Origin of the sequence: Streptomyces sp. NPDC051909, from assembly GCF_040681095.1 — a bacterium.
GTDB lineage: Bacteria > Actinomycetota > Actinomycetes > Streptomycetales > Streptomycetaceae > Streptomyces.
In genome coordinates, this window is sequence record NZ_JBFAYA010000035.1 from 16,739 (window position 1) to 37,979 (window position 21,241).

19 protein-coding genes and 1 pseudogene are annotated in these 21,241 nt (G+C 73.8%); 8 read left to right on the forward strand and 12 right to left on the reverse strand.

Annotated elements, in window-relative coordinates:
- Nucleotides 1–42: 42 nt before the first annotated feature.
- Together recX and recA are read right to left on the reverse strand one after the other, a co-directional pair.
- Nucleotides 43–633: pseudogene (recX, locus tag AB0M18_RS33270) on the reverse strand (recombination regulator RecX); the annotation flags it as partial.
- On the reverse strand, nucleotides 614–1,747 hold the full coding sequence (gene recA / locus AB0M18_RS33275; protein WP_365764660.1) for a recombinase RecA: 1,134 nt from the start codon (nucleotides 1,745–1,747) through the stop codon (nucleotides 614–616). The pseudogene recX and the gene recA, both read right to left, overlap by 20 nt.
- Before the next feature lie 223 nt (nucleotides 1,748–1,970).
- Between recA and AB0M18_RS33280 the strand changes: the two genes are divergently transcribed.
- From AB0M18_RS33280 to AB0M18_RS33295, 4 genes are all read left to right on the forward strand, one after another.
- Nucleotides 1,971–3,194, forward strand: coding sequence for a sensor histidine kinase (locus AB0M18_RS33280; RefSeq protein WP_365764662.1), 1,224 nt, complete (start codon nucleotides 1,971–1,973; stop codon nucleotides 3,192–3,194).
- Entirely contained in the window at nucleotides 3,191–3,856 is a 666-nt protein-coding gene (locus AB0M18_RS33285; protein ID WP_365764664.1) for a response regulator transcription factor, read from the forward strand. Before AB0M18_RS33280 ends, AB0M18_RS33285 begins: the two co-directional genes overlap by 4 nt.
- Before the next feature lie 136 nt (nucleotides 3,857–3,992).
- Complete coding sequence (locus AB0M18_RS33290) at nucleotides 3,993–5,282, forward strand: cytochrome ubiquinol oxidase subunit I (protein ID WP_365764666.1); 1,290 nt, start codon at nucleotides 3,993–3,995, stop codon at nucleotides 5,280–5,282.
- 30 nt (nucleotides 5,283–5,312) lie between these two features.
- The gene (locus tag AB0M18_RS33295; protein WP_365764668.1) at nucleotides 5,313–6,092 is read left to right on the forward strand and encodes a cytochrome d ubiquinol oxidase subunit II; all 780 of its coding nucleotides are present in this window, start codon (nucleotides 5,313–5,315) and stop codon (nucleotides 6,090–6,092) included.
- Between the two features lie 8 nt (nucleotides 6,093–6,100).
- Here the strand turns inward: AB0M18_RS33295 and AB0M18_RS33300 are convergent, their stop codons facing one another.
- A complete protein-coding gene (locus AB0M18_RS33300; RefSeq protein WP_365764703.1) occupies nucleotides 6,101–7,264 on the reverse strand; it encodes an AI-2E family transporter in 1,164 nt (387 codons plus the stop codon).
- A gap of 241 nt (nucleotides 7,265–7,505) precedes the next feature.
- A complete protein-coding gene (locus AB0M18_RS33305; protein WP_365764670.1) occupies nucleotides 7,506–7,700 on the reverse strand; it encodes a DUF3046 domain-containing protein in 195 nt (64 codons plus the stop codon).
- 78 nt (nucleotides 7,701–7,778) lie between these two features.
- On the opposite strand from AB0M18_RS33305, the gene AB0M18_RS33310 reads away from it, so the two are divergent.
- Nucleotides 7,779–8,723, forward strand: coding sequence for a hypothetical protein (locus tag AB0M18_RS33310; RefSeq protein WP_365764672.1), 945 nt, complete (start codon nucleotides 7,779–7,781; stop codon nucleotides 8,721–8,723).
- A 25-nt stretch (nucleotides 8,724–8,748) separates the two neighbouring features.
- Here the strand turns inward: AB0M18_RS33310 and AB0M18_RS33315 are convergent, their stop codons facing one another.
- From AB0M18_RS33315 to AB0M18_RS33325, 3 genes are read right to left on the reverse strand one after another with little or no spacing between them, the layout of a single operon-like run.
- Nucleotides 8,749–9,057, reverse strand: coding sequence for an AzlD domain-containing protein (locus AB0M18_RS33315; RefSeq protein WP_365764674.1), 309 nt, complete (start codon nucleotides 9,055–9,057; stop codon nucleotides 8,749–8,751).
- Entirely contained in the window at nucleotides 9,054–9,812 is a 759-nt protein-coding gene (locus tag AB0M18_RS33320; protein ID WP_365764676.1) for an AzlC family ABC transporter permease, read from the reverse strand. Before AB0M18_RS33320 ends, AB0M18_RS33315 begins: the two co-directional genes overlap by 4 nt.
- 53 nt (nucleotides 9,813–9,865) lie before the next feature.
- Nucleotides 9,866–10,648: an AraC family transcriptional regulator gene (locus tag AB0M18_RS33325; RefSeq protein WP_365764705.1), complete on the reverse strand. Its 783-nt coding sequence runs from the start codon at nucleotides 10,646–10,648 to the stop codon at nucleotides 9,866–9,868.
- 273 nt (nucleotides 10,649–10,921) lie between these two features.
- Between AB0M18_RS33325 and AB0M18_RS33330 the strand changes: the two genes are divergently transcribed.
- From AB0M18_RS33330 to AB0M18_RS33340, 3 genes are all read left to right on the forward strand, one after another.
- On the forward strand, nucleotides 10,922–15,559 hold the full coding sequence (locus AB0M18_RS33330; protein ID WP_365764678.1) for an ATP-dependent helicase: 4,638 nt from the start codon (nucleotides 10,922–10,924) through the stop codon (nucleotides 15,557–15,559).
- A 256-nt stretch (nucleotides 15,560–15,815) separates the two neighbouring features.
- The gene (locus tag AB0M18_RS33335; protein ID WP_365764680.1) at nucleotides 15,816–16,619 is read left to right on the forward strand and encodes a DNA-formamidopyrimidine glycosylase family protein; all 804 of its coding nucleotides are present in this window, start codon (nucleotides 15,816–15,818) and stop codon (nucleotides 16,617–16,619) included.
- Nucleotides 16,620–16,655: 36 nt separating this feature from the next.
- Complete coding sequence (locus AB0M18_RS33340) at nucleotides 16,656–17,429, forward strand: SDR family NAD(P)-dependent oxidoreductase (RefSeq protein WP_365764682.1); 774 nt, start codon at nucleotides 16,656–16,658, stop codon at nucleotides 17,427–17,429.
- On the opposite strand, the gene AB0M18_RS33345 is transcribed toward AB0M18_RS33340, so the two are convergent.
- The 5 genes from AB0M18_RS33345 to rimO all read right to left on the reverse strand — a co-directional run bounded on the left by AB0M18_RS33345 (nucleotide 17,377) and on the right by rimO (nucleotide 21,142).
- Nucleotides 17,377–17,646 carry a hypothetical protein gene (locus AB0M18_RS33345; RefSeq protein ID WP_365764684.1) on the reverse strand — a complete coding sequence of 90 codons (270 nt, stop codon included), beginning with the start codon at nucleotides 17,644–17,646 and terminating at the stop codon, nucleotides 17,377–17,379. The genes AB0M18_RS33340 and AB0M18_RS33345 overlap by 53 nt on opposite strands.
- Before the next feature lie 254 nt (nucleotides 17,647–17,900).
- Complete coding sequence (locus tag AB0M18_RS33350) at nucleotides 17,901–18,284, reverse strand: helix-turn-helix transcriptional regulator (RefSeq protein ID WP_019889909.1); 384 nt, start codon at nucleotides 18,282–18,284, stop codon at nucleotides 17,901–17,903.
- Nucleotides 18,285–18,393: 109 nt separating this feature from the next.
- Entirely contained in the window at nucleotides 18,394–18,936 is a 543-nt protein-coding gene (locus tag AB0M18_RS33355) for a CinA family protein (RefSeq protein ID WP_365764686.1), read from the reverse strand.
- Nucleotides 18,933–19,634, reverse strand: coding sequence for a CDP-diacylglycerol--glycerol-3-phosphate 3-phosphatidyltransferase (gene pgsA / locus AB0M18_RS33360; RefSeq protein ID WP_365764688.1), 702 nt, complete (start codon nucleotides 19,632–19,634; stop codon nucleotides 18,933–18,935). Before pgsA ends, AB0M18_RS33355 begins: the two co-directional genes overlap by 4 nt.
- Nucleotides 19,631–21,142 carry a 30S ribosomal protein S12 methylthiotransferase RimO gene (gene rimO, locus AB0M18_RS33365; protein ID WP_365764690.1) on the reverse strand — a complete coding sequence of 504 codons (1,512 nt, stop codon included), beginning with the start codon at nucleotides 21,140–21,142 and terminating at the stop codon, nucleotides 19,631–19,633. The genes pgsA and rimO overlap by 4 nt, the downstream gene beginning before the upstream one ends.
- Between the last annotated feature and the right edge of the window lie 99 nt (nucleotides 21,143–21,241).

A 21,241-nucleotide genomic window follows, 5' to 3' on the forward strand; every position in this document is an offset into this window, starting at 1 on the left:
CGCCGGGGGCGGCAGGCGGCGGCCCCGCCTCGCCCATGCCCGCTAGAAGGTCTCGTCCAGGCCGTCGGTGTCCTCGCCCTCGGCCTCCAGGGCCTGGCGGACCACCCGTAGGGCCATGCCCTCCGGGTAGCCCTTGCGGGCCAGCATGCCGGCGAGGCGCCGCAGTCGCCGGTCGCGCTCCAGACCTCGGGTGGCCCGCAGCTTGCGGTCGACCAGCTCGCGGGCGCGGACCTCCTCCTGGTCGGAGTCGAGCTGCTCGACCGCCTCCTGGATCAGGGTGGGGTCGACGCCCTTGGTGCGCAGCTCCCGGGCGAGCGCGCGGCGGGCGAGGCCCCGGCCGTGGTGCCGGGACTCGACCCAGGCCCCGGCGAAGGCGGCGTCGTCGATGAGTCCGACGTCCTCGAACCGGGAGAGCACCTCGTCGGCTATCTCGTCGGGCACCTCCCGCTTGCGCAGGGCGTCGGCGAGCTGCTTGCGGGTGCGGGGGGTCCCGGTGAGCAGGCGCAGGCAGATCGCCCGCGCCCGCTCAGCCGGATCCTGGGACGACAGCTCCTTCTCGGCCCTCGACGAGGCGGGGCTGTCGTCCGGCCATTCGGTGCGACCGGTCACCGGGTCAGCTCTTGGCCGCGGTGGCCTTGGTCGCCTTGGCGGCCTTCGCCGGAGCCGGGACGGCCTTGGCCGCGTCGTCGGCGCCCGCGGCGTCGGTGCCGCCCGCCGCGTCCGCGCCCGGCTCGGCCGAGGGCTCCTCGGGCCGGACGCCGACGCCCAGCTTCTCCTTGATCTTCTTCTCGATCTCGTTGGCGAGGTCGGGGTTGTCCTTCAGGAAGTTGCGGGCGTTCTCCTTGCCCTGGCCGAGCTGGTCGCCCTCGTAGGTGTACCAGGCACCGGCCTTGCGGACGAAGCCGTGCTCGACGCCCATGTCGATCAGGCCGCCCTCGCGGCTGATGCCCTGGCCGTAGAGGATGTCGAACTCGGCCTGCTTGAACGGCGGCGCGACCTTGTTCTTGACGACCTTGCAGCGGGTGCGGTTGCCGACCGCCTCGGTGCCGTCCTTCAGGGTCTCGATGCGGCGGATGTCGATGCGCACCGAGGCGTAGAACTTCAGGGCGCGGCCACCGGTCGTGGTCTCCGGCGAGCCGAACATGACGCCGATCTTCTCGCGGAGCTGGTTGATGAAGATGGCGGTGGTCTTGGACTGGTTGAGCGCGCTGGTGATCTTCCGGAGCGCCTGGCTCATCAGTCGGGCCTGGAGGCCGACGTGCGAGTCGCCCATCTCGCCCTCGATCTCCGCGCGCGGGACGAGCGCGGCGACGGAGTCGATGACGATGAGGTCGAGGGCGCCGGAACGGACCAGCATGTCGACGATCTCGAGGGCCTGCTCACCGTTGTCCGGCTGGGACAGGATGAGGTTGTCGACGTCGACGCCCAGCTTGCGGGCGTACTCCGGGTCGAGGGCGTGCTCGGCGTCCACGAAGGCCACCTGGCCGCCGGCCTTCTGCGCGTTGGCCACGGCGTGCAGGGTCAGGGTCGTCTTGCCGGAGGACTCCGGGCCGTAGATCTCGACGACACGGCCGCGCGGCAGGCCGCCGACGCCGAGGGCGACGTCGAGGGCGGTCGACCCGGTCGGAATGACCTCGATCGGCTCCCGCGAGCGCTCGCCCATGCGCATGACGGCACCCTTGCCGAATTGCCGTTCAATCTGTGCGAGCGCGGCGTCGAGCGCCTTCTCGCGGTCGGTTCCTGCCATGGGTTCCACCCGGTTTGCTTGAGTCGATCGCTTCATGGGAAAGACGCTAACCCCTGCCACTGACAACGGGCCCCGACGTCCCTTCCAGCCTGTGGAAAACCCGGCGACAACCCCGTGTTCCCAAGGCCCTGCACTTCCATGAGAATGGATGTTCGATTTTTGTGTCAAGCGCACCACGCCGGTGTCCCGCAAGGGCGCCGAGCCCGTGCCTATGCTTCGGAACATGCCCATCGGCCTCCGGTCGCGCGACCTCCGCGACGCTCTCGTGGCGCTCGCCGTGTTCCTCGTCACGGCGGTCTGGACCCTGGTCGTGGCGCACTACGAACCGGAGCCGGCCGGGCGCACCGCACTCGGCTGGGCACTGATCGTGACCGGCTGCGGCGCGCTGGCGCTGCGCCGCCGCCGGCCCGTGGCGGTCGCCGTGGTCACGCTCCTTGCGTGCGCCGTCTACTACCCGCTGTCCGCCCAGGACGGTCCGCTCCTCATCGCCTTCGCGGTCGCCCTCTACACCACCGCCGCCGAGGGCCGGTTCGCCGCCGCCGTCGCGCTGGCGGCCGTGACGCTGCTCGCGGTCGGCCTCGGCGAGATCCGGCAGCGGCCGGGGCACCGGCAGATCGACGACACCTCGCTCGCGATGATGGCCGGCTGGCTGATCAGCCTGGTCGCGGTCGGCCGCGCCCAGCGCAACCGGGTCGCCTATCTGCGCGAGGTGGAGCAGCGCGCCCTCGCCGCCGAACGGGAGCAGGAGGCCCGGGCCCGGCAGAGTGCCACCGAGGAGCGGCTGCGGATCGCCCGCGAGGTGCACGACATCCTCGGCCACAGCATCTCGCTGATCAACGTGCAGTCCGGCGCCGCGCTGCACCGGCTCGGCAAGAAGCCCGCCGCCGCACAGGGCCTGGCCACCGCCGAGGAGGCGCTGCGGGCCGTGCGGGACACCAGCAAGGAGGCCCTGCGCGAGCTGCGCGCCACGCTCGGGGTGCTGCGCCGGGCCGGCGAGGCGGCGCCGACCGCGCCGGCCTCCGGGCTCGCGCTGCTGCCGGAGCTGGTGGAGCGGGCCGCGAGCGCCGGCCTGGAGGTGCGCACCCGGGTCGGGGGGACGCCGGTGCCGCTGCCACCGCCGCTCGACCTCGCCGCGTACCGGATCGTGCAGGAGTCGCTGACCAACGTCACCCGGCACGCGGACGCCCGCTCGGTGCTCGTGGCGCTCGACTGGGATGCGGACGCGCTCCGGCTGCGCGTCGAGGACGACGGCGGAGGCGCGCCCGGCGACCGGCCGCCGGGCAGCGGCATCCGGGGCATGGCCGAGCGGGCCCGCGCCTTCGGCGGCGAGCTGACGGCCCGTAACATTCCCGGCGGCTTCCGGGTCGACGCCCGGCTCCCGTTCCCACCGTCCGCGCCCACGTCCGCGCCCGCGCCCGAACCCGCTCCCGAGGGGGACCCCGCATGATCCGTGTCGTGCTCGCCGACGACCAGACCCTGGTCCGGGCCGGCTTCCGCTCGATCCTGGCCGACGAGGACGACATCGAGGTGGTCGGGGAGGCCGCGGACGGCGAGCGGGCGGTGGCGCTCGCCCGCGAGCTGCGCCCGGACGTGGTCCTGATGGATGTCCGGATGCCGGTCCTGGACGGCCTGGAGGCCACCCGCCGGATCACGGCGGACCCCGTCCTCGAAGGGGTGCGGGTGGTCATCCTCACCACGTTCGACGTCGACGACTACGTGTACGGGGCGCTGCGCGCCGGCGCGAGCGGCTTCCTGGTGAAGGACACCGAGCCGGAGGAGCTGCTGCACGGGGTGCGGGTGGTGGCGCGCGGCGACGCGCTGCTCGCCCCGGCGGTGACCCGTCGGCTGATCGCCGAGTTCGCGGGCCGCGCGCCCCGCCCGGACCCGAGCCCCCGGCTCAACGCGCTGACCGAGCGGGAGCGGGAGGTCATGGGCCTGGTCGGGGCCGGGCTCTCCAACGACGAGATCGCCCGGCGCCTCGTGCTCTCCCCCGCGACGGCCAAGACCCATGTCAGCCGGATCATGACCAAGCTGGACGTGCGGGACCGGGCGCAGCTGGTGATCCTGGCGTACGAGTCGGGGATGATCACCCCCGGCTGGCTGGCCTGACGGTCCCCTAGGGGTCGCGACCAGGCGGCCGCAACCCCTGGGGTACGCGCCCGGGCGGGGCCGCGACCCGCGGGGTAGGACCGGTGTCCACCGGCGGGCGACGCGGCGCCCATGGCCGTACGCCGACGCTGGACGCGTGAACCCGGACGTACTCGATCTCGCGCGGCTGCAGTTCGCCCTCACCGCGGGCGGACACTTCCTCTTCGTCGCCCTCACCCTGGGGCTCGCGACGGTCGTCGCGGTGCTCCAGACCCGGGCGACCTTCTCCGGCAGACCGCTGGACGCGCGTCTGGTGCGCTTCTGGGGTCAGCTGTACGTGATCAACTACGCGGTCGGGATCGTCACCGGCATCGTGATGGAGTTCCAGTTCGGCATGAGCTGGAGCGGGCTCACCCACTACGCGGGGAACGTCTTCGGCGCCTCGCTCGCGGTGGAGACGATCGTGGCCTTCTTCGCCGAGTCGACCTTCCTCGGCCTGTGGATCTTCGGCTGGCACCGGCTGAACCGCTGGGTGCATCTGGCCGCGATCTGGATCGTGGCGCTCACCGCGTATCTCTCCGCCTACTGGATCCTGGTCTCCAACGGCTTCCTCAACCACCCCGTCGGTCACTGCACGGTGGACGGGGTGCTCGTCCTGGACGATCCCGTGGCCGTGCTCACCAACCCGTCCGCCCTGCTCGCCTTCGGGCACGTGGTGGCCGGGGCGCTGCTCACGGCGGGCTTCTTCATGGCGGGCGTGAGCGCGTACCACCTCTTCCGGCGCTCCCCGGAGTGGGAGTTCTTCGGGCGCAGCCTGCGCATCGGGGTGTTCGTGTCGTTCCCGGCGCTGATGGTGACGGCCGTCTTCGGCGGGCTGCAGTTCTCCGCGCTCAGCACCTTCCAGCCGATGAAGTCGGCGGTGTTCGGGCAGCGGACCGCGGAGATCGCGCGGCTCCAGGCGGACCTGGTCGCCCGCTTCGGCCCCGGGGACTACGTGCCCTCGGCCGCCTTGACCCGCGGCGCCGGGCTGATCATGCTCATCTGCTTCGCCCTGATGATGTACTTCACGTTCGCGGGTTTGATCCTCGCCTGCTTCAGAAGAGCCGTCTTCCGTTTCCGGCTCTGGCACCTCGCTCTGATGGCCGCCGTGCCGCTGCCGTACGTCGCGATGATCAGCGGCTGGGTGTTCCGCGAAGCGGGCCGTCAGCCCTGGGTGGTGTACGGCCTGCTGAAGACCGAGGACGCGGTCTCCGGGCTCTCCCCCGGCGCGATGCGCCTCTCGCTCACCGTGTTCACCACGCTCTTCGTGCTGCTCGCCGTCCTCAACGCCTGGCTGCTCGCCCGGCACGCGCGGCGCGGCCCCGTCGACGCCGGGCTCGGCCATGACGAGCGGGCCGACGGGGACGCGCCGGACCCCGCCGACGCACTGCCCGCCGCCCGCTACTGACTCCTCCGCCCCTGAAAGGAGCCGCCGCCCATGGACACCCTCGCCCTCGCCCTGCTCGCCCTCTTCGCCGCCGGCTGGTTCGTGCTGGGCGGCGCGGACATCGGCACCGGCATGCTCACCCCGTACCTGGGCCGTGACGCCCGGGAGAGACACCTCGTGATCGCCGCGTTCGCGCCGTTCTTCCTGGCGAACGAGGTGTGGCTGGTCGCCCTCGCGGGCGTCCTCGCCGGCTGCTTCCCCGACCTTGAGGGCCGGCTGCTCACCGGCCGGCTCCCGGCGCTCGTCGCGCTGCTCGCCGCCCTGATCGTCCGGGACCTCGGCCTGTGGACCCGCCAGCGCGGCCCCGGTCCGCGCTGGCGGGCGCTGTGCGACGGAGCCGTCACGGCCGGCAGTTGGGGTCTGGCCCTTGCCACCGGCTGGCTGCTCGCGGCGCTGCTCACCGGCCGCCCGTACGAGCCGGCCGGCGGGCCCGTCGCCGTGCTCAGCGCCCTCGCCGTGGCCGCGCTGTTCGCCGCGCACGGCCTGGGCTTCGCCACTCTGCGCCTGACGGGAGTGCCGTACGAGCGGGCCCGGCGGCTCGTCGGCCGGGTGGGGCGCCCCTGGCATCCCTTCGCGCTCACGGCCGTGCTGCTCGCCGGGCTGCCGCTCGCGGCGGGGAGCGCCCTGGCCCCGGGCTCCCACACCGCCGGCCCGGCCACCCTGCGGCTGCTCGTCCCGGTGCTGCTCGCCGTCACGGTGCCGATGCTGGGTGTCCAGGCCTGGATCCGGCGTCTCTTCGGACACCGGGTGACCGGCCCGTCCTATTTCTGAGCGCCCTCCTACTTCTGAGCGCCCTCCGTGCCCGGCGGCGGCCCGGTGTCCGGTTCCGACTGCTCCTTCTTGGCGTGCAGCGCCTTCTGGAGCCGGGCGACGACCGCCTCTCCATAGCGCCGGTGGCCGTGGACGCGGGGGTCGTCGGTGACGTCGTACCGCTTCACATAGGCGCCGAGGAAGGCCTGCAGGGTGGCGACGGCGGGGATGGCGATCAGCGCGCCGACCGCGCCGAGCAGGGCGGTGCCCGCGATCACCGAGCCGAAGGCCACGGCCGGATGGATGTCCACGGTCTTCGAGGTCAGCTTGGGCTGCAGCATGTAGTTCTCGAACTGCTGGTAGACCACGACGAAGACCAGCACCCACAGCGCGTACCAGGGGTCCACGGTGAAGGCGATCAGCATCGGCAGGGCGCCCGCCAGATAGGTGCCGATGGTCGGGATGAACTGCGAGACCAGACCCACCCAGACGGCCAGGGCGGGCGCGTAGGGCACACCCAGGATCTCGAACAGAACGAAGTGCGCGACGCCGGAGATCAGCGCCATCAGTCCGCGCGAGTAGAGGTAGCCGCCGGTCTTGTCGACGGCGATCTCCCAGGCGCGCAGCACCTCGGTCTGCTTGGCCGGCGGGAGCACCGAGCACAGGGCACGGCGCAGCCGGGGCCCGTCGGCGGCGAAGTAGAAGGCGAAGAGGAAGATCGTCAGCAGTTTGAAGAGCCCGCCGAGGAGGGTCGCGGAGACGTCGAGCACACCGGAGGCGCTGTTCTGCACGTACTTCTGCAGCCAGCCGGAGCGCAGCACGCTGTCCTGCACCTCGAGCCGGGACAGCTCGGTGTGGAAGTGCTGGTTGGCCCAGTTGATCAGCGAGTCGAGGTACTTCGGGAAGTTCTCGACCATGTCGACGATCTGGCCCGCGAGCATCGAGCCGAGGAGCACGACGAAGCCGACGCCGGCCACCAGGACGCCGAAGAAGACGATGAAGGTGGCGAGCCCGCGGCGCATCCCGCGCGCCGCCATCCGCCCGACCGCCGGCTCGATGGCGAGCGCCAGGAAGAAGGCCAGCAGGATGTTGACGAGCAGCCCGACGAGCTGGTGGAAGGCCCAGCTGCCGAGCTGGAAGCAGGCGTAGAGGGCCAGCGCGAGCACCAGGGCGCGGGGCAGCCAGCGGGGCATCCGCGACGCCGGACCGCCGGCGGGCGCCGCGCGGTCGGCCGCGGAGGCGGCTGGGACACCCGGGTCGCTGCCGGGGGTGTCGGCGCCCGTGCCGGTATCGGTGCCGGTGAGCTCGTCGGTCTCGTCGATGTCGTCGGGCTTGTCGGGTGTGCCGGTCTTCTCGGTCTCGGCGTTCACGTCAGTCGGGGCCACCCAGCCAGTCTCGCGCACCGCGCGGACATTCCGTCCCGGAGCCGTCACATCATCTGTTCTCGGCAGGCACGCCGACGGCCGCGCAGACCGCCCTCCAGACGTCCTTCGCCTCCCAGCCCGCGTCGAGCGCCTGGTGCACGGTGCGCCCGCCCAGTTCCGTCATCACATGGTCCCGGGCGAAGGACTCCACGTAGGACGAACCGAAGTGTTCGGTCATCCGTTCCCAGAAAATCGTCAACCGCATGACCCCAGTATCCCGCCCGACGAGTGCAGCCCGGTCCGAAGGCCTTGTCAGCGACGCTTTTCCTCCTACCGTCGGAACATGGCCGGAAATCCTCCAGAAATCCCCGCTCCGTCCGCCTCGCAGCCGTCCGCCCTGGCGCGGGCCGAGCAGTTCGTCTGGCTGACTGCCCGCGTGCTCGAACAGCGCAGGTTCGCCTACCACTTCCTGCGCGGCGGCGCGGACCCCGTCGAGACCGCGCTCAGCGCGTACCTCAACGAGGACGGCGGCTACGGCCACGCCCTCGAACCCGATCTGCGCGGACCGGTCAGCCAGCCGCTGCACACCGCCCACGCGCTGCGCGTGCTCGACTCCATCGGCCGCTGCGGCGGGCTGCGGGTCGAGCGGATCTGCCGCTATCTCACCGAGGTGTCCACGCACGACGGCGCCCTGCCCGCCGTCCACCCCTCCCAGCGCGGCTATCCGACGGCCCCGTTCGTGCCGGTCGTCGACGACCCGCCGAGCGAGCTGCTCACCACCGGGCCGGTGGTCGGCCTGCTGCACCGCAACCAGGTCTGGCACGCCTGGCTGTTCCGGGCCACCGAGTTCTGCTGGGCGGCCGTGGACGCGCTGGAGAAGTCGCATCCGTACGAGATCGAGGCCGCCGTCGCCTTCCTCGACGGGGTCCCCGACCGGGCCAGGGCCCAGGCGGCGAGCGACCGTCTCGGACGGCTGGTGCGCGAGCGGGGCCTGGTGGTGCTCGACCCGGACCGCCCCGAGGACTACCCGGTGGCCGAGGGCTACGCGCCGGACGAGCACCACTACGCGTACGACTACGCGCGCGTGCCGGACTCCCTGGCCCGCCGCTGGTTCACCGACGAGGAGATGTCCCGCTCCCTCGACCACCTCGCGGCGGCGCAGCAGGAGGACGGCGGCTGGCCGGTCAACTGGCGGCAGTGGGCCCCGGGCTCCGCCCTGGAGGCCCGGCCGATGGTCACCGTGGAAGCGCTGCGCACGCTCCGCGCGCACGGGCGGGCCATCGGCTGAGGCCGCCCGTCACGGGCCCTCCGGGTCAGCCGGCCAGGGCCCGGACGCCGGCCGTGACCACGACGGCCGCGCCGACGACCACCAGGAAAGGGGCGCGCAGGACGAGGGCGACGGCCGCCGCGGCGAGTCCGGCGGCGCGCGCGTCGACGGTCGGCGCGCCCTGGCTGCTGAAGGTCTGCTGAGCGGTGAGCGCGGCGAGCAGGGCGACCGGGACGAGTGCCGCGAGCCGCCGTACGAGGGGGCGCTCCAGGGTGCCGACGGGCACGAGCAGGCCGAGCAGCTTCACCAGGTAGCAGCCGCCGGCGGTCAGCGCGATGGCGATCCAGACGTTCATCGGGCGTCCTCCTCCTGCTGCGAGTCCTTCGACCGGCCGCGGAAGACGAGCACGGCGGGGGCGGCGAGGGCGGCGGCGAGCACGGGCACGCCGGCCGGGAGGACCGGGAGCAGTCCGAGGCCGAGGAGTACGGCGAGGGCGGCGGTGGCCCGCTCGGTGGTGCTCTTCAGCATCGGTGCGAGCAGTGCGAGGAACACGGCGGGCCCGGCCGCGTCCAGACCCCAGGCATCGGTGTCGCCGATGGCCTCGGCGCCGAGCGCGCCGAGCAGTGTGGTGACGTTCCACAGCACGTAGAGGGTGAGGCCGGTGACGGTGAAGCCGATCCGCGCGGTGCGGCGGTCCGGCTGGGCGAGGGCGACGGCGGTGGTCTCGTCGATCACCCACTGGGCGGCGAACGGGCGGACGAACCGGCGCAGGGCGAGCAGCTGGGACAGACGCAGCCCGTAAAAGGCGTTGCGGGTGCCGAGGAAGAAGGCCCCGGCGGCGGCCGTGAACGGGTTGCCCCCTGCGGCGAGTGCTCCCACCAGCGCGAACTGCGAGGCGCCGGTGAAGACCAGCAGGCTGAGCGCGCAGGTCTGGAGCAGGCTGAGCCCGGCACCCGCCGAGGTCACGCCGAAGGCGAAGCCGGAGAGCCCGACGGCGATCCCGACCCCGAGCGCGTCCCGGACGACGGCGCCGTCGCTCTTCCGGTCGGCCGTCGCGTCGGCTGCTGCCGCGAGGGTCGCCGCTGGTGGGGTTGCTGTCTGTTCTGCCACGTCAGCGACCGTACGGGGCGGTGCGGCGGCCGGTCTTGTACGTTCTTGCGGTCTCAGCGCAGGCCGCGGGCCCGCTGGTAGGCCCCCGGGGGCACCCCGACGCTGCGGGTGAAGTGGCGGTTGAGGTGCGGCTGGTCAGTGAAGCCGACGGCGACGGCGGCCTCCGCCGGGGGCGTGCCCGTGTCCAGGAGGCGGCGGGCCCGCCGGACCCGGGCGTCGGTGAGCCAGGTGTGCGGCGGCATCCCGTACGCGGCGCGGAAGGCCCGCAGCAGCGCGAAGGGGCTGGTGCCGAGCTCGGCGGCGAGCCGTTCCAGGGTCGGCGGGTCGGCCATCCGCTCCTCCAGGGCGGCACGCGCGCGTGCCGCGTCCCGCGCCCCGGCGGCGAGTGGTGCAAGCGGGGTGACCCGGCCGCCGTGGCTGCGCAGCATCCGCGCGGTGACCAGCCGCAGCAGGCTGTCGGCGGCCAGCGCGTTGCCCTCCTCGGCGGCCCGGTGCACGCCGAGGACGAGCCGGGCGGCGTACGGGTCGTCCACGACGGGCTGGGTGAAGCCGGCGTCGCCGCGCAGCGCGAGGGTGTCGGCGGCGATGGCCCGGATCAGTTCGGCGTCGGGGTAGATCGTGCGGTAGGTCCAGCCCTCGGGCACGCCCGCGTGCCCGGTGTGCGGGGTGTCGGGGTTGACCAGCGCGATCTGGCCGGGCGCCGCGTGCACGAGGTCGCTGCCGTAGTGGAAGGCCTCGACGCCCTCGGTGATGGCCGCGAAGACGAAGCTCTCGTGGGTGTGCCGGGAGAAGGTCTTCCGTACGTAGTGCGCGTGCAGCAGGTCCACCCCGGGCAGCCCGGCCGGCCGCCAGTAGCGCGCCCGCTCCCCGGCCCGACCGGAGCCGCCGGCGGGAGCCCCGCTGCGGTCGCCCTCGGCGACGGCGTGCCCACGCGGACCGCCGACACGGCCGCGGCCGCGGGGCCCCGAGGCCGGAGTCCTCCGGTCCTCGTCCCGGTTCGCCGCCGTGCCACCTGCCATTCCTCCATTCTGCGCCACATCCGCAACCCGCCTCGGCCGGGTTTTCCCAGGTCCGGGCGGTTGTCAGTGGCGGGGTGCACGATGGGGGACATGGTCAGGTCCGCACTCGACTCGTTCTCGCCCGCGACCCGGGGCTGGTTCACCGGGGCCTTCCACGCGCCCACCGCCGCACAGGAGGGCGCCTGGAAGGCCATCGGCGCGGGCTCGGACGTGCTCGTCGTGGCGCCGACCGGTTCGGGCAAGACCCTCGCCGCGTTCCTGGCCTCACTCGACCGGCTGGCGGCGGTGCCGCCGCCCGCCGACGCGAAGAAGCGCTGCCGGGTGCTGTACGTGTCGCCGCTGAAGGCGCTCGCCGTCGACGTGGAGCGCAATCTGCGCTCGCCGCTGACCGGCATCCGGCAGGAGTCGGTCCGGCTCGGGCTGCCCGAGCCGGACGTGAAGGTGGGCATCCGGTCCGGCGACACCCCGCCCGCCGAGCGCCGGGCGCTGGCGACCCGGCCGCCGGACATCCTCATCACCACGCCCGAGTCGCTGTTCCTGATGCTGACCTCGGCCACCCGGGACGCCCTCGCGGGCGTGGAGACGGTGATCCTCGACGAGGTCCACGCGGTCGCCGGCACCAAGCGCGGCGCGCATCTCGCGCTCTCCCTGGAGCGGCTCGACGAGCTGCTGCCGCGCCCGGCCCGCCGGATCGGGCTGTCGGCGACGGTGCGGCCGGTGGAGGAGGTGGCCCGCTATCTGTCGCCGCAGCGCAAGGTGGAGATCGTCCAGCCGCCGTCCGGCAAGGAGTTCGACCTGTCGGTGGTCGTGCCGGTCGAGGACATGGGCGAGCTGGGCGGCTCGCCGGCCTCGGAGGGGACCGACGGCGGCGACAAGCCCTCGATCTGGCCGCATGTGGAGGAGCGGATCGCCGACCTGGTGCAGGCGCACCGCTCGACCATCGTCTTCGCCAACTCGCGCCGTCTGGCGGAGCGCCTGTGCAACCGGCTGAACGAGATCGCGTACGAGCGGGCCACCGGCGAGGCCCTGCCCGACGACAAGCCGCCGGCCGAGATCATGGCCCAGTCGGGCGCGGCCCAGGGGGCGCCGCCGCTGCTGGCCCGGGCGCACCACGGCTCGGTGTCCAAGGAGCAGCGCGCCCAGGTCGAGGAGGACCTGAAGGCGGGCCGGCTGCCGGCGGTGGTGGCGACGTCCAGCCTGGAGCTGGGCATCGACATGGGCGCGGTGGACCTGGTGGTGCAGGTCGAGTCGCCGCCCTCGGTCGCCTCCGGGCTCCAGCGGGTGGGCCGCGCGGGACACCAGGTGGGCGCGGTGTCGACGGGCGTGGTCTTCCCGAAGTACCGGGGCGACCTGGTGCAGTCGGCGGTGGTCACCGAGCGGATGCGGTCCGGCTCCATCGAGTCGCTGCGGATCCCGGCGAACCCGCTGGACGTGCTCGCCCAGCAGCTGGTGGCGATGGTCGCGCTGGACTCCTGGCAGGTGGACGACCTGCTGGCGACGGTGCGCCGGGCGGCGCCGTTCGCGGCGCTGCCCGAGTCGGCGTTCACGGCGGTCCTGGACATGCTGGCCGGGCGCTATCCCTCGGACGCCTTCGCCGAGCTGCGCCCGCGCGTGGTGTGGGACCGGGTCGCGGGCACGGTCACCGGACGGCCGGGCGCGCAGCGGCTCGCGGTCACCTCGGGCGGCACGATCCCCGACCGGGGCCTGTTCGGGGTGTTCCTGGCGGGCGCCGACCCGAAGAAGGGCGGCGGACGGGTCGGCGAGCTCGACGAGGAGATGGTGTACGAGTCGCGGGTCGGCGACGTGTTCACGCTGGGCACCACGTCCTGGCGGATCGAGGACATCACCCGTGACCGGGTCCTGGTGTCGCCCGCGCCGGGCGTTCCGGGGCGGCTGCCGTTCTGGAAGGGCGACCAGCTGGGCCGTCCGCTCGAACTGGGCCGGGCGCTCGGCGCGTTCCTGCGCGAGGTGGGGGCCCTCGCGCCGGACGACGCCCGGCTGCGGCTGCTCGCCGCCGGGCTCGACGCCTGGGCGGCGGACAACGTCATCGCGTATCTCGCGGAGCAGCGCGAGGCCTGCGGGCATGTGCCGGACGACCGGACGATCCTGGTGGAGCGGTTCCGTGACGAGCTGGGCGACTGGCGGGTCGTGGTGCACTCCCCGTTCGGCGCGCAGGTGCACGCCCCGTGGGCGCTGGCCCTCGGCGCCCGGCTGGCCGAGCGGTACGGGATGGACGCGCAGGTGATGCACGCCGACGACGGCATCGTGCTGCGGCTGCCGGACGCGGACCTGATGGGTCTCGACCTGCTCGACCAGGAGCCGGTGGATCCGAGCCGGCTCGCCGACACCGTCTTCGACGCCGACCAGGCGCCGGTGGGCGCCGCCGACGTCGCCTTCGACCAGGGTGAGGTCGAGCAGATCGTCACCGACCAGGTCGGCGGCTCCGCGCTGTTCGCCTCCCGCTTCCGGGAGTGCGCGGCACGCGCCCTGCTGCTGCCCAAGCGCAATCCGGGCAAGCGCACCCCGCTGTGGCAGCAGCGCCAGCGCGCGGCGCAACTGCTGCAGGTGGCGAGCGAGTTCGGCTCCTTCCCGATCGTCCTGGAGGCGGTCCGCGAGTGCCTCCAGGACGTCTTCGACGTCCCCGGCCTGCGCGAGCTGATGGGTGACATCGAGTCCCGCCGGGTGCGCCTGGTGGAGGTCACCACCCCGGAGCCGTCCCCGTTCGCCCGCTCCCTGCTCTTCGGCTATGTCGCCCAGTTCCTGTACGAGGGCGACTCGCCGCTCGCCGAGCGCCGGGCCGCGGCCCTGTCCCTGGACTCCCGGTTGCTCGCCGAGCTGCTGGGGCAGGCCGAGCTGCGGGAGCTGCTCGACGCGGACGTCCTGGCCGAGCTCGAGCGGGAGCTCCAGTGGCTGACCGAGGACCGGCGGATCAAGGACGTGGAGGGCGTCGCCGACGCGCTGCGCGTGCTCGGCCCGCTGACCGCGGCCGAGCTGGCCGAGCGGGGCGCCGAGGCAGGCTGGGCCGAGGAGCTGTCCCGGGCCCGGCGCGCGATCCGGGTGCGGATCTCGGGCGCCGACCACTGGGCGGCGATCGAGGACGCGGGCCGGCTGCGGGACGCGCTGGGCACGGCGCTGCCGGTGGGCGTGCCGGAGGCGTTCACGGAGCCGGTGAAGGACCCGCTGGGCGATCTGCTCGCCCGGCACGCCCGCACCCACGGCCCGTTCACCTCCTCCGAGGCCGCCGCCCGCTTCGGCCTCGGCCCGGCGGTCACCGACGGCGCGCTCCAGCGGCTCGCCGCCGCCGGCCGGGTGGTCCAGGGCGAGTTCCACCCCTCGGGCATCGGCCAGGAGTGGTGCGACGCCGCCGTCCTGCGCCGACTGCGCCGCCGCTCCCTGGCCGCTCTGCGGCACGAGCTGGAGCCGGTCCCGCCGGCCGCGCTCGCCACCTTCCTGCCCCAGTGGCAGCACCTGGGGAGCAACAGCCTGCGCGGTATCGACGGCCTGGCCCGGGCCATCGAGCAGCTGCAGGGCGCGCCCGTACCGGCCTCGGCCCTGGAGAAGCTGATCCTGCCGTCCCGGGTGCGGGACTACTCCCCCGCGCTGCTCGACGAGCTGACCACCACAGGCGAGGTGCTGTGGGCGGGCGCCGGGTCCCTGCCCGGCAAGGACGGCTGGATCTCCCTCTATCTCGCGGACGCGGCGCCGCTGCTCCTGCCGCCGCCGCACCCGCTGGAGCTCACCGGGCTGCACGAGTCCGTCCTGGGCGTCCTCTCCGGGGGCTACGGCCTGTTCTTCCGCCAGATCGCCGACCAGGTCCGGGCCACCACGCACCCGGACGCCACCGACCCGCAGCTCGCCGACGTGCTCTGGGACCTGGCCTGGTCCGGGCGGCTCACCAACGACACCCTGGCCCCGCTGCGGTCGCTGCTCGGCTCGGGCCGCACGGCCGGCTCCACGGCGCACCGCGCCCGGCGCACGGTCCCGCGCGGCCGGTACGGGACGCTGAGCGCCGCCGCCCGCCCGGCCTCCCGCACGGGCCCGCCGACGGTGAGCGGCCGCTGGTCGCTGCTGCCGCCACCGGAGCCGGAGCCGACCCACCGGGCGCATGCCCTGGCCCGTACCCTCCTCGACCGGCACGGCGTGGTCACCCGGGGCGCGGTGGCCGCCGAGGGCGTGGAGGGCGGCTTCTCCGCCACGTACCGGATCCTGTCGGCGTTCGAGGACAGCGGGCAGGCCCGCCGCGGCTATGTGGTGGAGGGCCTGGGCGCGGCCCAGTTCGCCATGGACGGGGCGGTGGACCGGCTGCGGGCCGCGGCGAACGCCCGGGACCGGGGCGCCGAGGAGGGCGCGGGCCCGAAGGCGGCGGTCCTGGCGGCGGCCGACCCGGCGAACGCGTACGGGGCGGCCCTGTCCTGGCCCGAGCCGCCCACCGGTGCCGGCCACAAGCCGGGCCGCAAGGCGGGCGCGATGGTGGTCCTGGTCGACGGCGAGCTGACGCTCTACATGGAGCGCGGCGGCAAGACGCTGCTCTCCTGGCCCGCCGAGCCGGACTCCCCGGCGCTTCGAGCCGCCGCGGAGGCGCTGGCGGCCGCGGCCTCGGCCGGCTCGCTGGGCACGGTGACGGTGGAGCGGATCAACGGGGCGACCGCCCTGACCTCCCCGCTCTCCCGCCCCCTGGAGGCGGCAGGCTTCCACGCCACCCCGCGCGGCCTGCGGCTGCGCGCCTGAGCGCGCCGACCCACGCCCGACCGTGGGCGCAGTCCCGGGCCGGCCCGCCCGGGCTCCGGGCGGCACCCGAGCCGTACCGCCCGGACGCGCGCACCCCCGCCCAGACCCGCGACGCCCTGCCGGCGCCCGAGCCCCCGCCCGGACCCGCCCGGACCCCCCGGACCCGCGCACCCCTGGCCGGCACCGCGCACCGCGCCCGGGCGGTCCCGCACAGCCGTGCACCCGCCGCCCGCCCGTGGCGCGGCATCATGAACCCATGCCCGAAGGAGACAGCGTCTGGTTCGCGGCCCGCCGGCTCGACGAGGCCCTCGCCGGTCGGGTGCTGACCCGCTCCGACCTGCGCGTACCCCGCTTCGCGACCGCCGACCTGACCGGCCGCGAGGTCCTCGACGTCACCCCGCGCGGCAAGCATCTGCTCGCCCGGATCGAGGGCGGTCTGACGCTCCACTCCCATCTGCGGATGGACGGCGCCTGGCGGATCCTCCCCACCGGGGAGCGGCCCCGGGGCGGCCCGGCCCACCAGATCCGGGCGATCCTCGGCAACGCCGAGTTCACCGCGTACGGCTACCGGCTGCCGGTCCTGGAGCTGATCCGCACGGCGGAGGAGGCGAAGGCGGTCGGGCATCTCGGCCCTGATCTGCTCGGCCCGGACTGGGACCCGGCGGAGGCGGTGCGCCGGCTGTCCGCCGACCCGGCCCGCAGCCTCGGCGAGGCCCTGCTCGACCAGCGCAATCTCGCGGGTATCGGCAATGTCTACAAGTCGGAGCTGGCGTTCCTGGCCGGGGTCACCCCGTGGCTGCCGGTCGGTGAGCTCGCCGAGGGCGTGCCCGAGCGCCTCGTCGCGACGGCGCACCGCCTTCTGGAGGCGAACAAGGACCGCCCGGGCCACCGCACGACCACGACCGGCCGGACCGGGGAGCGCCTGTACGTGTACGGCCGGGAGGGCCGCCCCTGCCCGCGCTGCGGCGGTCCGGTGCGGCGCGCGGAGCTGGGCGACCGCGTCACGTACTGGTGCCCGGGGTGCCAGCGCGGCCCGGACGGCAAGGACCCTTCACGCTAATTGACGACCCGTCAGATCCGGTCGTACGGTCCAGGCATGACTCTCACAGCCCGCACGGCGTATGACCTCACCGGCCGCACCGCGTTCGTCACCGGCGCGGCGAGCGGCATCGGCCGCGCGACCGCCGTGCTCCTCGCCGAGGCGGGGGCGAGCGTGCACTGCGCCGACCGCGACGAACCGGGCCTGAAGGAGACGGCGGCGCTGATCGCCCGGCAGGGCGGCACCGCGCACCTCCACCCGCTCGACGTCGCGGACCGGGCCACCCTCGCCGCCGCCGTACGCGCCGCGGGTCCGGTGCACGTGATGGCCGCGGTCGCCGGGATCATGCACACCGGCAGCGTCCTGGAGACCCGTGACGAGGACCTCGACCGGATCCTCTCGGTGAACTTCAAGGGCGTCCTGTACGCCTGCCAGGAGGCCGCCCGCTCGATGATCGAGCACCGGATACCGGGCTCGATCGTCACCATGGCCTCCGGCGCCATGGACACCGCGAGCCCGGGGCTGCTCTGCTACAGCGTCGCCAAGGCGGCCGTGGTGCAGCTGACCAAGACCCTGGCGGCCGAGGTCGGCCGGCACGGCATCCGGGTGAACGCGGTCGCCCCGGGCTGGGTGCGCACCCCGATGACGGACCGCCACGAGCCGGCCGCCCAGGAGCAGGCCGAGGCGGCGATGGTCCGGGTGTCCCCGCTGGGCCGGGTCGGCGAGCCGGCCGACGTCGCCCACGCGGTGCTCCATCTGGCGTGCGACGCCTCGTCGTTCACGACGGGTCAGATCCTGCGCCCCAACGGCGGCGTCGCGATGCCCTGGTGAGCCGTGCCCTGGCGCCCCCGCGGCGCCGTGACGAGGCGGCCACGTGCACCGGCAACAGGCTCAGCCCCCAGCCGCCCGCGGCCACCGCCCCCTCGACCGGCCCTGCCTCCCCCGGCACCAGCAGCAGGCGCACCACCGCCCACCACCAGAGCCCACCGGCCACCAGTCCGGCCGCGACCAGCATGAGCGTCACCAGCGGAACCCGTCGCCGTACCATGGCCGCCTCCTCCGGTCGACGCTAGTCCCGCAGGATCACCCTGCGGGAGGGCGCACAGGAGGCAGACCCGGCGCACGGGACACGCACGGCCCCGGCGCCAGTCTCACCCGTACGGGCCGGGGCCGCATCCAGAGGGACAAGGGAAAAGCCCCGGCCGGCGCCCCGCGGGGTACCGACCGGGGCTTCGCCCCACACTTCCTTGCGTACTTCCTTGCGTACCGCGTTTCGTGCTGCGCTTCGTGCTGCCGCTCGGCTCAGGCCGCGACGACGTCGACCGCCTCGGCGGGCGCCTTGATGGTCACCCGCTCGGTGGGCACACCGGCCACCGACGTCACCGACACCGAATTGAGCATCGGCCGCACCGGCGCCGGCACCGGTTCGCTCGCCGCTGCCGACTCGGCCAGTTCGGCCAGCGACAGCTCGTCGCTCACTTCACGCATGAGCTCGGACATCCGTACGTCCAGCGCGTCGCAGATCGCGGAGAGCAGCTCGGAGGAAGCCTCCTTCTGCCCCCGCTCCACCTCGGAGAGATAGCCGAGTGAGACTCGGGCGGACGAGGAGACTTCGCGCAGAGTACGGCCCTGGCGCTGGCGCTGCCGACGCAGCACGTCACCCAGCAGGCGACGGAGCAGAATCATCGGTGGCTCCCTCCTCGGACCGCGTAGCCGCATCCTTCACGCCCCACCGTACCGCCTCGCGCCGCGGCCGTGCGGGGAGCGATGTCGTGTTCACTCATGGCTGCAAACATCAATCTCCCCCGTTCTGTTCCGTATCCTGTGCCCGCGCATTTTCCGAGTGTTCGTCGCGAAGCAGTTCACACAGCAATTCGAGCACGCTCCGTACACTCTCTCTACGGATTTCCGCTCGGTCGCCGTTCAACCGCAACGCGGCCACCTTCCCCGCCCGGGCCGCCCCCGTGGCCTCGCGCCCGGGACCGGCGACGGCCACGTACACCGTGCCCACCGGCTGCCCGTCCTGCGGTTCCGGACCCGCGACACCGGTGGTCGCGATGCCCCAGTCGGCGCCGAGCCGGGCCCGCACACCGGCCGCCATCTGCAGCGCGACCTCGGGGTCGACCGCCCCGCGCTCGGCCAGAAGGGTGCCGTCCACCCCGAGGAGCTGCTCCTTCAGGGGCGTGGCGTAGGCCGTGACGGAGCCGCGGAAGGACTTCGAGGCGCCGGGGACGCCGGTGAGCTCCGCGGCCACCAGACCGCCCGTGAGGGACTCGGCGACGGCCAGCGTGTGACCACGCAGCGCGAGCAGTTCGAGCACCCGGGCGGCGCCGCTCATCGTGACTCGGTCCCCGCGCCCGTCGTCGCGGCCGCCTCGGCGGCCTTCGCGGCCCGTTCCTCGGCGAGCCCCCTGCGGCGCAGGACCACCGCCTGTCGAACGTAATCCAGACCGGTGACGACCGTCAGCACGACGGCGACCGCCATCACCCACCAGCGCAGGGTGGCGAGTGGACCGACGAGCGCGAGCACGTACATGCCGACCGCCGTGCCCTGCGCGAGGGTCTTCATCTTCCCGCCGCGGCTGGCCGGGATGACCCCGTGCCGGATCACCCAGAACCGCATCAGGGTGATGCCGAGCTCCCGGGCGAGGATCACCGCCGTCACCCACCACGGCAGGTCGCCGAGATAGGACAGCGAGATGAGACCGGCCGCCATGATCGCCTTGTCGGCGATCGGGTCGGCGATCTTCCCGAAGTCGGTGACCAGGTTGTACGTGCGGGCCAGGTGACCGTCGAAGACGTCGGTGATCATGGCGACGGCGAAGGCCGCCCACGCCCAGGCGCGCCAGGCCGGGTCGTGGCCGCCGTCCTGGAAGAGCAGCACCACGAAGCCGGGCACGAGGACCAGGCGGACCATGGTGAGGATGTTCGCGATGTTCCAGAGACTGGCCTGGTTGACGGCCGCAGCCCCCAGCTTGCCGCGGGGCGCCGGCCTGCCACCGGTCCCGCCCGTCGCGGATGCCGGGACTCCGGTCATCTGCCCGCCTCCTCGATAAGGCACTCCGCCACCAGGTCGACGCCCTCGGTGGCGACGACCTCGGCCCTGACCATACGTCCCAGGGCCAGGTCGGCGTCGTCGGCCGAGTCCATGGTGAGGATCACCTGGCCGTCCGTCTCCGGCGCCTGGTGCGCCGCGCGGCCGATCCAGCCGTCCTCCTCGTCGAAGGATTCGACCAGTACTTCCAGGGTCTCGCCGATCCGCTCCTCCGCGCGCTGGGCGGTGAGCTCCTCGGCGAGCCGGGACAGGTGGGCGAGCCGCTCGTCGACGACGTCCTGGTCGAGCTTGTGCTCGTACGTGGCGGCCTCGGTGCCGTCCTCGTCGGAGTAGCCGAAGACGCCGATGGCGTCGAGCCGGGCGTGCGTGACGAAGCGTTCCAGCTCCTTGAAGTCCGCCTCGGTCTCGCCGGGGAAGCCGACGATGAAGTTGGACCGGGCACCGGCCTGCGGCGCCTTGGAGCGGATGGTGTCCAGCAGCTCCAGGAAGCGGTCGGTGTCGCCGAAGCGGCGCATCGCCCGCAGCACGTCCGGCGCGCTGTGCTGGAAGGACAGGTCGAAGTACGGCACGACCTTCTCGGTCGAGGTCAGCACGTCGATCAGGCCGGGGCGCATCTCGGCGGGCTGGAGGTAGCTGACCCGGACCCGCTCGATGCCGTCGACGGCCGCGAGCTCGGGCAGCAGGCTCTCCAGGAGACGGATGTCGCCCAGGTCCTTGCCGTAGGAGGTGTTGTTCTCGGAGACCAGCATGATCTCCTTGACGCCCTGCTCGGCGAGCCAGCGGGTCTCGTTCAGCACGTCCGAGGGGCGGCGCGAGACGAAGGAGCCGCGGAAGGACGGGATGGCGCAGAAGGAGCAGCGGCGGTCGCAGCCGGAGGCCAGCTTCACGGAGGCGACCGGGCTGGTGTCCAGGCGGCGGCGCAGCGGCGCGCGCGGCCCGGAGGCGGGGGCGAGGCCCTCGGGCAGATCCGTCAGGTCGGCGGCCGCCTCCTCGGCGGCCGCGGGCGCCTCGGCGCCGTCGCCGTGTCCGGGCAGGGCCACGGACGCGGCGGCCTGCTGGCGCTCCACCGGCGACAGCGGCAGCAGCTTGCGCCGGTCGCGGGGGGCGTGCGCCTCGACGCTGCCGCCGCTGAGGATGGTCTGGAGGCGGCTGGAGATGTCCGCGTAGTCGTCGAAGCCGAGCACTCCGTCGGCCTCGGGCAGCGCGTCGGCGAGCTCCTTGCCGTAGCGCTCGGCCATGCAGCCGACGGCGACGACGGCCTGGGTCTTGCCGTGGTCCTTCAGATCATTGGCTTCGAGGAGGGCGTCGACGGAGTCCTTCTTGGCGGCCTCGACGAATCCACAGGTGTTGACGACGGCGACATCCGCGTCCTCGGCGTTCTCGACGAGCTCCCAGCCGTCCGCTGCCAAGCGGCCTGCGAGCTCCTCCGAGTCCACCTCGTTACGGGCGCAGCCAAGAGTGACAAGGGCGACGGTACGGCGTTCGGGCATGGACTCAAGACTACTTCGTCCCGGCCGTACCTCCGTCGCGCAGGGTTCACCTGCGCGACGGCCGTCACACACGGTGGCGGAGGCCGGCGGGAGACCGGC

Excerpts from the sequence above, each read along its gene's own strand:
- AB0M18_RS33315 (WP_365764674.1), bottom strand. The coding sequence starts at position 9,057 with ATGAACGTCTGGATCGCCATCGCGCTGACCGCCGGCGGCTGCTACCTG.
- AB0M18_RS33305 (WP_365764670.1), bottom strand. The coding sequence starts at position 7,700 with ATGCGGTTGACGATTTTCTGGGAACGGATGACCGAACACTTCGGTTCG.
- pgsA (WP_365764688.1), bottom strand. The coding sequence starts at position 19,634 with ATGACCGGAGTCCCGGCATCCGCGACGGGCGGGACCGGTGGCAGGCCG.
- AB0M18_RS33330 (WP_365764678.1), top strand. The coding sequence starts at position 10,922 with ATGGTCAGGTCCGCACTCGACTCGTTCTCGCCCGCGACCCGGGGCTGG.
- AB0M18_RS33335 (WP_365764680.1), top strand. The coding sequence starts at position 15,816 with ATGCCCGAAGGAGACAGCGTCTGGTTCGCGGCCCGCCGGCTCGACGAG.
- AB0M18_RS33280 (WP_365764662.1), top strand. The coding sequence starts at position 1,971 with ATGCCCATCGGCCTCCGGTCGCGCGACCTCCGCGACGCTCTCGTGGCG.
- AB0M18_RS33310 (WP_365764672.1), top strand. The coding sequence starts at position 7,779 with ATGGCCGGAAATCCTCCAGAAATCCCCGCTCCGTCCGCCTCGCAGCCG.
- AB0M18_RS33285 (WP_365764664.1), top strand. The coding sequence starts at position 3,191 with ATGATCCGTGTCGTGCTCGCCGACGACCAGACCCTGGTCCGGGCCGGC.
- AB0M18_RS33355 (WP_365764686.1), bottom strand. The coding sequence starts at position 18,936 with ATGAGCGGCGCCGCCCGGGTGCTCGAACTGCTCGCGCTGCGTGGTCAC.
- AB0M18_RS33345 (WP_365764684.1), bottom strand. The coding sequence starts at position 17,646 with ATGGTACGGCGACGGGTTCCGCTGGTGACGCTCATGCTGGTCGCGGCC.
- rimO (WP_365764690.1), bottom strand. The coding sequence starts at position 21,142 with ATGCCCGAACGCCGTACCGTCGCCCTTGTCACTCTTGGCTGCGCCCGT.
- AB0M18_RS33350 (WP_019889909.1), bottom strand. The coding sequence starts at position 18,284 with ATGATTCTGCTCCGTCGCCTGCTGGGTGACGTGCTGCGTCGGCAGCGC.
- AB0M18_RS33295 (WP_365764668.1), top strand. The coding sequence starts at position 5,313 with ATGGACACCCTCGCCCTCGCCCTGCTCGCCCTCTTCGCCGCCGGCTGG.
- AB0M18_RS33300 (WP_365764703.1), bottom strand. The coding sequence starts at position 7,264 with ATGCCCCGCTGGCTGCCCCGCGCCCTGGTGCTCGCGCTGGCCCTCTAC.
- recA (WP_365764660.1), bottom strand. The coding sequence starts at position 1,747 with ATGGCAGGAACCGACCGCGAGAAGGCGCTCGACGCCGCGCTCGCACAG.
- AB0M18_RS33340 (WP_365764682.1), top strand. The coding sequence starts at position 16,656 with ATGACTCTCACAGCCCGCACGGCGTATGACCTCACCGGCCGCACCGCG.